The organism is Acinetobacter halotolerans, assembly GCF_004208515.1.
GTDB lineage: Bacteria > Pseudomonadota > Gammaproteobacteria > Pseudomonadales > Moraxellaceae > Acinetobacter > Acinetobacter halotolerans.
This window is the reverse complement of record NZ_SGIM01000010.1, coordinates 83,803-95,668: the sequence shown is the minus strand read 5'-3', so window position 1 is coordinate 95,668 and position 11,866 is coordinate 83,803. Positions and strand designations below refer to the sequence as shown.

At 41.1% G+C, this 11,866-nt stretch carries 10 protein-coding genes; 5 read left to right on the top strand and 5 right to left on the bottom strand.

Annotation, left to right across the window (positions count from 1 at the left end):
- Positions 1-86: 86 nt before the first annotated feature.
- From EXE30_RS12245 to EXE30_RS12235, 3 genes are all read left to right on the top strand, one after another.
- Positions 87-455: a heavy-metal resistance gene (locus tag EXE30_RS12245; RefSeq protein WP_130162621.1), complete on the top strand. Its 369-nt coding sequence runs from the start codon at positions 87-89 to the stop codon at positions 453-455.
- Positions 456-779: 324 nt separating this feature from the next.
- Entirely contained in the window at positions 780-2,582 is a 1,803-nt protein-coding gene (locus tag EXE30_RS12240) for an acyl-CoA dehydrogenase C-terminal domain-containing protein (protein WP_130162620.1), read from the top strand.
- A gap of 160 nt (positions 2,583-2,742) precedes the next feature.
- Positions 2,743-4,524: an acyl-CoA dehydrogenase C-terminal domain-containing protein gene (locus EXE30_RS12235; protein ID WP_130162619.1), complete on the top strand. Its 1,782-nt coding sequence runs from the start codon at positions 2,743-2,745 to the stop codon at positions 4,522-4,524.
- Positions 4,525-4,608: 84 nt separating this feature from the next.
- Here EXE30_RS12235 and EXE30_RS12230 read toward each other — a convergent pair whose 3' ends face one another.
- Positions 4,609-5,505, bottom strand: coding sequence for a LysR substrate-binding domain-containing protein (locus EXE30_RS12230; protein WP_130162618.1), 897 nt, complete (start codon positions 5,503-5,505; stop codon positions 4,609-4,611).
- A gap of 105 nt (positions 5,506-5,610) precedes the next feature.
- On the opposite strand from EXE30_RS12230, the gene EXE30_RS12225 reads away from it, so the two are divergent.
- The gene (locus EXE30_RS12225) at positions 5,611-6,321 is read left to right on the top strand and encodes a glutathione S-transferase family protein (protein WP_130162617.1); all 711 of its coding nucleotides are present in this window, start codon (positions 5,611-5,613) and stop codon (positions 6,319-6,321) included.
- A 162-nt stretch (positions 6,322-6,483) separates the two neighbouring features.
- Here EXE30_RS12225 and EXE30_RS12220 read toward each other — a convergent pair whose 3' ends face one another.
- Both EXE30_RS12220 and EXE30_RS12215 read right to left on the bottom strand, forming a co-directional pair.
- Positions 6,484-6,858, bottom strand: a complete 375-nt coding sequence (locus EXE30_RS12220; protein WP_130162616.1) for an RcnB family protein — start codon at positions 6,856-6,858, stop codon at positions 6,484-6,486.
- Between the two features lie 152 nt (positions 6,859-7,010).
- Positions 7,011-7,502, bottom strand: a complete 492-nt coding sequence (locus EXE30_RS12215) for an RcnB family protein (RefSeq protein WP_130162615.1) — start codon at positions 7,500-7,502, stop codon at positions 7,011-7,013.
- Between the two features lie 229 nt (positions 7,503-7,731).
- Here EXE30_RS12215 and EXE30_RS12210 point away from each other — a divergent pair, with 229 nt between their 5' ends.
- Positions 7,732-8,178, top strand: a complete 447-nt coding sequence (locus EXE30_RS12210) for a hypothetical protein (protein WP_165382411.1) — start codon at positions 7,732-7,734, stop codon at positions 8,176-8,178.
- 35 nt (positions 8,179-8,213) lie between these two features.
- On the opposite strand, the gene EXE30_RS12205 is transcribed toward EXE30_RS12210, so the two are convergent.
- Both EXE30_RS12205 and znuD read right to left on the bottom strand, forming a co-directional pair.
- Positions 8,214-9,677, bottom strand: a complete 1,464-nt coding sequence (locus EXE30_RS12205; protein WP_171457369.1) for a phospholipase D family protein — start codon at positions 9,675-9,677, stop codon at positions 8,214-8,216.
- Between the two features lie 79 nt (positions 9,678-9,756).
- Positions 9,757-11,835, bottom strand: a complete 2,079-nt coding sequence (gene znuD / locus EXE30_RS12200) for a zinc piracy TonB-dependent receptor ZnuD (RefSeq protein WP_130162613.1) — start codon at positions 11,833-11,835, stop codon at positions 9,757-9,759.
- Between the last annotated feature and the right edge of the window lie 31 nt (positions 11,836-11,866).

Below are 11,866 nucleotides of genomic sequence, written 5' to 3'. Positions count from 1 at the left end.
TGGTCCAAAAAAACTCTCCATTGTTTCTTCATTTTTATTATCTAATCTTTAACAACCAAATCACAACCTCTTTGCTGGATAGAACAATGAACAAGACAAAAGTTGCATTTATAACCACACTACTCGGTTCTGTTTTTGTGTTAACTGCTTGTCAATCAACGCCACCACAAAAACCATCAATAGAAGCTGATCGCCATGCCCACCACAAACGTGAACTTACACCAGAACAACGCGCTGAGTGGCAAGCCAAACGTGAACAACGCCAAGAACATCGTGAACAAATGCGTCTTAAACACCAAGCAGAACGCGCTAAAATCACCCAAGCTTGCCAAGGAAAACGGATCGGTGAGCGCGTCAATGTTCAATTGAATAATCGTGTAATCGAGGGTACCTGCGAAGTTCGTTTCACACCTGATAAATCACAATTGAAACGTCAGCAAAATGCAACAACTTAAGCCCACAACCTCCATAGAAGGCGCTTTTAAGCGCCTTTTTTATCAATATAATTTAGTATAAAAATCATGCTTTATCGACTTTACACAGCTGCTTACGATTTTGCTCATAGAAATGAAGTAAAAAACCATAAAACCGCTACAATCTAATGGCTTGAGTAGGCGACCTAACAAACTTTGACTTAGCAGTCACTAAGAAATGACCTGCAAGAGCTTGTACCGAACTATAACTTGTTGCACGATTAGCGGTACAAAATGGTGCCGTTGGGCACATTTATCATTGACTAAGATTCTAACTCTGGTTTAACCAGTATTGAGGAACCCGCTATGCCACAATACAAAGCACCCTTACGTGATATGCAGTTCGTATTGCACGAATTATTAAATGCTGAAGCACACTACGCAAAACTTCCTGCATTTCAAGACACAGTAAGCCGTGAATTGGTTGATCAATATCTAGAAGCAGCGGCTGATTTTTGTGAGAATGAACTTTCTCCAATTAATCAAACAGGCGACCGTGAAGGTTGTACTTGGAATGATGGTGTTGTGACTACACCTACAGGCTTTAAAGAAGCGTATCAAAAATATATCGAATTAGGCTTCCCTTCTCTTTCTGCTGATGAAGAATTTGGCGGTCAAGCATTACCAAACTCTCTAGGAATTACAATTTCTGAGATGGTTGGTACAGCAAACTGGTCTTGGGGTATGTACCCAGGTCTTTCTCATGGTGCAGTTCGTACAATTGAACACCATGGTTCTGATGAGCAAAAAGCGACTTATATGCCAAACCTTGTATCAGGTGTTTGGACAGGTACAATGTGCTTAACAGAATCTCATGCTGGTTCAGACTTAGGTATTATTCGTACTAAAGCAGAACCAAATGATGATGGTAGCTATGCAATTTCTGGCGAGAAAATCTTTATCTCTGCTGGTGAACATGACATGGCTGACAATATCATCCATATCGTTCTTGCACGTTTACCAGGTGCACCTAAAGGCACTAAAGGGATTTCACTCTTCATCGTACCTAAGTTCCTTGTAAATGCTGACGGTTCAGTTGGCGAGCGCAACGCTGTACGTTGTGGTTCTATCGAACACAAAATGGGTATCCATGGTAACGCAACTTGCGTGATCAACTTTGATCAAGCAAAAGGTTACTTGATTGGACCAGAAAACCGCGGCCTAAACTGCATGTTCACATTCATGAACACTGCACGTATTGGTACGGCAGTTCAAGGTCTTGCTGCATCTGAAGGCTCTTTCCAAGGTGCTTTAGCATATGCGAAAGATCGTTTAGCAATGCGTTCACTTTCAGGTCCTAAAGCGCCTGAAAAAGAAGCAGATCCAATTATTGTTCACCCTGCTGTTCGTAACATGCTTTTAACGCAAAAAGCATTTGCTGAAGGTGGTCGTGCACTAGTTTACTTATTGGCTCAGTATGCAGATATCGTTGAAAAAGGCGAAACTGAAGAAGAGCGTAAGTTTGCTGACAACATCTTATCTTTGTTAACTCCAATTGCTAAAGCATTCTTAACTGAAACTGGTTCTGAATCTGCGAAGCACGGTGTACAAGTCTTTGGTGGTCACGGCTTCATTTCTGAACATGGTATGGAACAAATCGTACGTGATACACGTATCGCTTGCTTATACGAAGGTACAACTGAGATTCAAGCACTTGACTTGTTAGGTCGTAAAGTATTGCAAACTCAAGGCGCAATGCTTAAAGATTTCACTAAGATCATCCATAAATTTGTTGAAGCAAATAAAGACAATGCTGCGATGCAAGAATTCATTGCACCATTGGCTGCTGCAAACAAAGAGTGGGGCGATATCACCATGCAAATCGGTATGCGTGCAATGCAAAACCCTGATGAAGTTGGTGCTGCTGCGGTTGATTACTTATACTTCTCTGGTTATGTAACGCTGGCTTACTTATGGGCGCGCATGGCACTTGTTGCTCAAGAGAAATTAGCTGAAGGTTCAACAGAAGTTGATTTCTACAATGCGAAAGTCACGACAGCTCGCTTCTACTTCAAGAAGATCTTGCCACGTGTTCGCTCTCACGTAGATGTACTTTCAACTGGTGTTGAGCCATTGTTTGAACTTGATGCGGAACACTTCGCGTTCTAATCATAGATTAGAATGGGATGCAACGTTCATCACAAAAAAAGGACTGGTCAGTTTTGACCGTCCTTTTTTTGTTTAATCAGTGCTAAATTTATAGCATTGTTTTATTTCTTCGTTTTATTTGATCACTTTGCACATCACTTGTGCGTATAAGGGAACGATTATGCCAATTTACAACGCGCCTTTAGCAGACATGAAATTCATCTTAAATGATGTATTCAAAGCAGAACAATTTTGGCAGTCTAATGAGAAACTTGCTCATGTAGATGCTGCAACCGCTGAAGCAATTTTAGAAGAAATGGCTAAATTTGCTCAAAACGTCACTCACCCACTTAACCGTACAGGTGATGAAGAAGGCGCGCGCTGGGAAAATGGTGAAGTATTCACACCTGCAGGCTTTAAAGAAGCTTTCCGTCAATACGCTGAAGGCGGTTGGATTGGTTTAGGTGCTGAGGAAGAATGGGGCGGTCAAGCAATGCCAAAAATGCTGACCGTACTTTCTGATGAGATGTTATTTGCGACCAACCCATCATTCATGCTGTACCCATTGCTTTCTGTGGGTGCTGGTATGGCGTTAAACAGCTATGCATCGCAAGCGCAAAAAGAAACTTACTTACCTAAAATCTATTCTGGCGAATGGTCAGGTACTATGTGCTTAACAGAACCACATGCAGGTACTGATTTAGGTATTATCAAGACTAAAGCTGAACGTAACGAAGACGGTACTTATAACATCACAGGTACTAAAATCTTCATCACTGGCGGTGATAACGATTTAGCAGAAAATATCATTCACTTAGTTCTTGCAAAAACCCCTGATGCCCCTGCTGGCTCTCGCGGTATTTCTTTATTCATCGTACCAAAGTACCTTGTAAATGAAGATGGTTCTTTAGGCGAACGTAACCCAGTGGGTCCAGGTTCTATCGAACATAAAATGGGGATCAAAGCCTCTGCAACTTGTGTGATGAACTTTGACGGTGCCAAAGGTTACCTCGTTGGCAAAGAAAATGAAGGTCTTGCAGCAATGTTCGTGATGATGAACTACGAACGTTTATCGATGGGTATCCAAGGTCTTGGTGCTTCTGAATTTGCTTATCAAAATGCAGCACAATACGCGACTGACCGTTTACAAGGTCGTAGCGCTGCTGGTGTTCAATCTCCAAACAAACCTGCTGACAGCATCTTAGTACATGGTGATGTACGTCGTATGTTACTCAACGTACGTGCCAACAACGAAGCTTCTCGCGCATTTGCAGTCTATGTTGGTCAGCAACTGGATATCACTAAGTTCTCAACAGATGCAGAAGCAGTGAAGCAAGCCAACAACCGCGTTGCATTGTTGACACCAATTGCAAAAGCATACCTCACTGATACTGCGTTCCAAGCGACTTTAGATGCGCAAATGGTGTTTGGTGGTCACGGTTATATTCGTGAATGGGGTATGGAACAATGTATTCGCGATCTTCGTATTGCTCAAATCTATGAAGGGACCAACGGCGTTCAATCTCAAGACTTGATCGGACGTAAAACCATTAAATGTGGTGGTGCATTCATCACAGAATACATCTCTGAAATCCGTGACTTTGCAAATACCTTAGATGCTGATTTAAATTTCATTAAAGATGCCACTTTGGATGCAGCAACTGAAATTGAAGCAATCACGCAGTTCATCATTGAACAAGCAGCTGAAAATGTAGACTTCCCAAATGCTGCTGCGGTTGATTACTTACATGCAGTTGGTTTACTCAGCTTTGCTTATATGTTCGCTAAGATTGCTGCTGCAGCTAAAGACAAGTCTGGTGATTTCTACCAAAACAAACTTGCCTTAGCGCAATACTTTGTAACGCGTATCTTGCCTGAGTTAGAGTCTCGTATTAAGAAAATTGAAGCTGGTTCTGACTTGCTGATGAACTTCAGCGAAGACTACTTCACTAACCAAGCTTAATCACTGAAGTGAACAAAAAGCGTCTGAATATTCAGGCGCTTTTTTTATATTTAAATCAAATCAACGTTTGGGGTAAGTACAGCTTTATCTTTTTAACTTTTCAACGAGGAAATCAGCCGTAATATTGACACTAGGCAATAAACCGCGTCTCGTCAGCATCAACAAACTCGTAGTTACGCGACCTGCATACCACTCAGGTAAAACATTCACTAGGCTTCCATCAGACAATTCTTGTGTACAAAAAGCTTCGGGCAATAATGCGATCCCGATGCCTCGCTTAACAGCCCCTTTTAACACCTCGGTCTCATTTGCCATAAACCGAATATTCGGACGAACAGAACATTTCTCCCCTAAACGATGCTGAAAATGCCAAGGATTCATTTGCATATCAGACCATAACCCATCATGATTCACGAGATCTTGAGGTTTATATATTGGAGCTACTTTGGCTAAATAAGAAGGTGCTGCGATAGCGATAATATCCTCGTGGCTAAGTACCCGCTGAATCAAACCAGAGTCTGCCAAGCTTTGAAAATGGCTTCGTATCACGATATCAAAATTTTCACTCATAACATCAACATATCGATCAGTGACCTCTAACTGTATCAATAGTTTAGGATGTCGCTCTGCAAGTTCTGGTAAACAATCAGATAAAATATATTGTGCCACAGGGACAGAAGCACTTAATCGTACGATACCACTCGGCTCTTGCTGCTGCATCAATAAGTTTTCTTCAGCATAACGAAACTCATCTACTGCATTTTTTGCATGCTGGTAAAAGAGTTTTCCTGCTTCACTTAAAACAAAACTGCGTGAACTACGATGAATCAGTATTAAACCCAACTTCTGCTCTAATATTGCAACACGCTTACTTATGGTGGATTTAGGCAAATTGAGTTGTTTAGCCGCCGCAGAAAATCCTTGATGCTCTACAGCAACAACAAATAGAAAAACGTCATTTAAATTTTGTCTGAGTAACATACGTCAATGTCCATATATGTAGACAATAAGTTGCATAATACCTGACTATTCGAAACTTTCCCGCTATCTTAAGATAATTCTATCATCCACGATAGAGTCATTATCATGTCAAACTTAACCTTATTTTATGGTATTCCTTCAGGCTGTTCATTTGGTTCAATCGTTGCATTGGAATGGTCAGGATTGCCCTATCAACTCTGTAGAATCGAGATGCCATTACAGAGTGATACGCCTGAATATCGTCGCATTAACCCACTGGGCGAAACGCCCGCACTGATCTACGGTAATGGTAAAATTGTGACCGAAACGATGGCTATCTTGAACCATATAACAGCAAAAAGCTCAAATACAGCTTTTCATTATCAACAAGGGACCGAGGCATTTAATCTGTTTAATCAAAAACTCGCATTCTTGAATACCACCTTATTCAATGCGTTTGCTCCATTATGGTATGGCGTTGAATACACTATGCCAGAAGATTCTAAACAGGCACTCCAAGATTATGGAAAAGTATTAGTGGAAAAAGCATTCACTGCATTAGAAGCCTCTTTAACAAACCACACTTGGCTGATGGGAGACCAACTATCTTTTGCCGACGGTTACTACGCAGGGATAGCACGATGGTTAAAATATCATAATGTGATTGATATTCATCATTTTCCAAATTGCCATCGCATTTATCAACAGCTACAGTCTGATCCAGCAGTCAAATTTGCACATGCGATTGAACAGCAGCACCTCACTGAAAATGCTCAAAACTTTTTAGGGCATGTGTCACTTGAAGAAATCTATCGACAGTACCCTCACCTAAAATAATCTTTCATCCCAACCATAGAACTGCCGAAGTTATTTGATTGAAGCAGTTCTTTATATCAACCTCTAAAAAAGCAGCCTAAAACTTGTATAACATGCTTAACTTCAAGAGAATGAGTTCGCATAAAAAAAGCAGGCCAAAGCCTGCTTGAATTCAGTTTCTGTTTATGAAACTCGATACACACGATATTTAGAATCGACTAAAACATAATGCCCTTGTATCTTCATCCATTGATAACCACGTGGTGGCTGATATAAACGATGTTGACGATAATTCGATATTACATAGCGACTATTACGAAATTGCGATGGAATACGCTCACCACGTTTAAATGTAATACGTTGACCATAATGATTTCCGCGATCCGCATTTGACCAATGGGGTGGTTTACGTTGATCATGGCGATGGTCATAACGGTCGTAACGATTATCATAACGATCATTGTGATCATTTTTCCAACGGTTTGATGGCTCTGCAACTGCACATGCAGACATGCCTAGCATTAGAGTTGAAACAAGTAATACCAATGTCTTTTTCATTATTTGATCCTCTGTGTTTTGATCTAAATTCAGATTAAAAGAAACTCAAGGAGAAACCATGAATAAAACCAAGGACATTGCAAAGCTTTGTAATGATATCCAAGAAATTGTGGAGACCTATCAGCTGAGCTGATCTCCAGCACTTCTATTCATCAACGAATAATCTCAATGGTGAAGTTATCGTTGGTGACTAGAAAGTAACGCCCATCCACCATTACCCAATGTCGTCCTTTAGGTGGTTCTCGTAATGAATAATATCCCCAATCTCGAACCACATAACGCTCGCTGCGGAACTCACTCGGTAAGGCATTGCCAACCACAAAAGCATCGCGACTATAGCGGTGCTCCGTTTGAGTATCTGGATAGTACTCTATACGAACTCTTGGTTGCGGATAGCGGGGATAAGGATGACTATTTTGATAGGGCTGATAGTAATACCCTTTGGGTGGGGCTGTTGGGGTATAGCGCTGATTTGAAAATGCAAATGGGTCCTGAGCAGGCGCTTGATAAGACGGCGAAGTCTGCTGATAGGAACGACGCTCAGTCCCACTATAACCACCCCAAGCATTGTCTGCATACAACAGTGTAGGGAAACAACTGAATATACCTAAGAAAGCATAATGATAATATTTAGATTGCAGCATTGCCCTCTCCCCATATGAAGTGTCATTGTTTTATTTTAGAGCAAAAAACCACCAACATTTGTTACCATTTTATAGTTTTCGCATAGATTGAGGATGAAATAAGGAGGGATTTTATTTCTCTTTTTTATACATTGATTACTATAAGCCACACACTTCACCATCACCGATGAAAGTCTACCAAGCACAGGAATATGCTAGAATTCTTTTTTTACGTTTTGAGGCTATATCTGTGTCTGAAATGAATTTTGATCGTCTCTCTCAGTTTTTTTGCAAGGTTCCAAGCGTGCAAGAATCACGTATCGTTGCGCATGGTACAGATGGTCAACATGCATGGTGGTTTAAATTCAGCATTGATGTAGAGCATCCTTTGGCTTGGCAAACCGTTCAGGAACTGGGCCATGTACTGAATTATTTATCCACCAATGAGCGTTTACCGACACAATTTTTCCCAGTATCGCCCCCACCTTATATGAATGGGGAAGCCAAAGACTTTTTAGCTTGGGTGATTCAATGTAATCATGCAGACTTTACACCTGATGTCGTCTGTGACTGGTTAGAAGGTCGTTTGCCCAACCCTGTCGAGGATGAAACACAGTGGGCTATTAAAACTGATCTCAGCGAATTAGAAACGTTAAGCGATAAAGATTTGGATCAACTGATTCCGCCAAGTCCATAATTAAAAAGAGGCATTACGCCTCTTTTCTTTTTTCTTCAAAAAGTCGATAGCCCTGACCATTCCATAAAACGATACACCCAATATTTGGTTTTCGACTCGTCAGCATACTTTTTATAATCAAGCGTTACTTGACGACCATTGGCATTGTTCCAAGAAGAATCAAAATACTGTCCAGCATCCTTAAACACCTGCGCTTGAGTTGAACCAATCACACGCATATTGGTTTCAAGATTATAGTTTTTCAGATTGCGGGCCGTTAGGTTTGCAGAACCCAAAATCAACTCAGCTTGTTGGGAATTGTATTTCAACAGCATTTTACTGTGGCATTGCTCACCATGCGTATCACACCAGCGAATTGGAATACCAACCGCATTGAGTTCAGACGCCACTTGGCGATTTGGCATACCATTCTTTTGACGACCAAATGCATCTTTATTTGGATCAAGTACCATACGGATGCGAACACCACGCTGTTTTGCTTGCTTTAATGCTGAAATAATCTTCCGTTCAGACAAATAGAACATCGCGATATCCAAATGTTCATCTTGTTTGGCGGTGTTAATCATTTCCAATACCGCATCATAGATTGCTTTTTCAGTCAGCACCTGAATTTGAGGCAAGCTTTTATCTTCCGTTAGTCCCCCCATGATCACAATTGGGCTGCCCCCTTGCGACATTTGCGCAACCGCCTGTTCAGTTTGTAGCATATCAATTGCTGTTGCACCATCCACCACTAACGCCACATTGCTATGATGTGAACTTCCATCGTGCGGATTTGCAGAAGTCACTAGACTTTTCCAACCAGCCTCAGTATCTACCACTAAGGTTTTACGATGATTGGCTTTAAAATTAAACAATGCTAGATAACTGCGAAGTGTGATCTTCTGCTCACCAAATGGATTTTTTAGCCAGCCTTTTTGTGGATTATTGCCTACATCTTGACAACAGATATACCAAAACCCCGACCACAGCGGATTCGATGCACGTAATGGTTTTAAATCGGTTTCAATGACTTCAATGTGAGCTTGACGAAGTTGATCATAATGCTTTGGAGCAAGACCACCATACACTGAATTAATGGGATCGGTAATCACTACAATTTGAATATTTGGATTTTGCTGACGTTTGAGCAGCAATGCATCAGTCAACTGTTGCATTAATGGAATCTGCTTAATTTTGGATGCGCCAACTTCTTGATTAAAAAGAAACATGTCCAAAACAATGGTGCTTCTCGCATCTTCAATCAATTGAAACACTTCTTTAAAAATCTGTTGATCCACTTGTTGCTGACCATCGCCATCAATATAAGTTTGATCGGCTAAAAACCTCACATTGGCATGACGTAGTTGACCAGTAAAATCCAACCCTTTCGGGAGTGGTTTTACAGTGTGGTAAATCGCCGAAGCAATATACCCAATCACCAGAATGCTCAATATGACTGCCATGTAACGCCGACCTGACCAGTTTAATTTTTGATGGATTCGTTGGAAGATACGCATATAAACAAAAAAAGCTCTAGCCTAATGGTTTAAGGCTAGAGCTTATGCTTTGATTTTTCAATAAGATTTAAGTGAAAAATTAGAAGCTGAAATTTACACCTACAGTAAAGTTACGACCAACTTGTGGAATGGTTGAAAGGAATGATGCATGTTGATAAATCTGATCATCTAACAGGTTATTTGCATTGAGGAAAACTCGATAGTCGCCCATGCTGCTGTATTGACCTGAATACGCCACACCAAGATTCAACATATTATAACTTTGTGTATCTGTTTCATACGCTGAAATTTTATCTTGCTGGAACACATGGTAGTACTCAGCAGAACCGCTAAAGCCATCACCAAAGTCTGCATTAACTTTTGTTCCTAAACGTCCAGCAGGAACACGAGGCGCATTTTCGTTGTCAATTTTACCACGCACATAGTCACCAAATAAGCTGACTTTATAGATTGGTGAAATTTGATAACCTGCTTCTGCCTCAGCACCGTAGAAACGCGCTTTGTCTTGTGTATATTCAACCAAACGGAAATCTTCGTAACGATCTAAAGTTTGTGCAAAGATGTAATCATCAAACCAGTTATGGTAGACGTGTACATGGTAATCAAAGGTGTTATTGTCAAAATGGAAACCAAGCTCAACGTTATTTGACTTCTCTTTCTTCAACTGATCATTACCCAGTTCGAAGGTATTGGTCGCAAAGTGTTTGCCATTTGCATACAGCTCTTGTGCTAATGGTAGACGTTGTTGATGCGATGCAACAAAAGACAATTTGTAGTCTGGTGCAAATTCCCAGTTGGCCGCACCTGAAAATGAATAGGCTGAGCCATCAAAATCTTTCTTGCTTGAATCATCAATATCAATTTTTTGTTGTTCAGCGCGCGCAGCCAGCTCAACATGCACATCATTAAATTGAGCATGTTCTAAGGCAAATACACTCCATTTCTTGGTGGTATTTGGCACCAAGAACGCTTCTTCGCCCGTTAATGTGAGTTTTTGATGACCATACTGAGTACCAATCACCCCTTCCCATGCACCTAGTGGGTTATGAACCAGCTCTAAGCGGCCATCATAACCTTTATTTTTAAAGCGGGTTGCAATGATATCTTCTTCGATTTCATCATGGCGATAATCGGTATAGCTCGCTTGAGCACGTAGCTTTTTAAAACCTGCAAAAGGGTCATCTAATTCAGTACGAACATCATAACGTTCTGACTTTAAATCAATCCATGGACCGCCATGTGCATGTTCATGCTCATGATCGTCATGCCCGTGGTCGTCATCATGATCACCATGCCCATGATCATGATCTCCACAATGTAAGTGAGGTCGACCACTTAGATGTGCATCACAACTCTCATATTCATGATTATGTCCAGGTAAGCCATATTTGTCTTGACGATTGCTGTATGAAATACCCGTAAAACCTCGATCATAGATCCAAGATAAACCGACATTTACGGTTTGACCTTCCGCAAAAGTATTGTCGACTCGACGCTCCTTTTCACCTTCATGAAAGTAATTAGGGGCAATATAGTCATTTGCTTCGCGCTTGAGTCCTTCAACACGCAAAGCGACTTGATCGCCTAAACCGACTGTCACACCTGCACTTGCAAGTTTTTCATCGCTGCCCGTGTTGTAACGTAAGCCAACATTTCCTTCATAGCCTTTTTCTGGCATTTTCGTTGGGATTTTGCTATCCGTTACATTGACTAAACCACCGACGGTGCCAGCGCCAAATAATAATGTTGATGGCCCACGAATCACTTCAACCTGCGAGGCTAATGCAGGATCTACAGTCACAGCATGGTCGGGTGATAGCGTTGAAACGTCAATATTTTCAGATGAATTTTGCAACACTTTAACACGTGCGCCATCTTGCCCACGAATTACAGGGCGACTTGAACCTGCACCAAACTGATTAGAATAAATTCCAACCTCATTGGCTAATGCATCCCCAATCGTAACCGCACCTTGCGCTAAAGTTTTTTGATCAACCACCGTATCTGCAACTGCAAAATCCTGTGAAGTTTGCTCAAGCGGATGCGCTTTAATTCGTATTGTTTCTAATGTTTTAACTTGCTCATTTTCTGCGGCAAATGATGAAACTGATGCAGCAGCTAATATTGATAAAGTCAGAATACTTTTTGAAAATGACATACCGTGTCTCGGATCAGCTCAAATATTAATT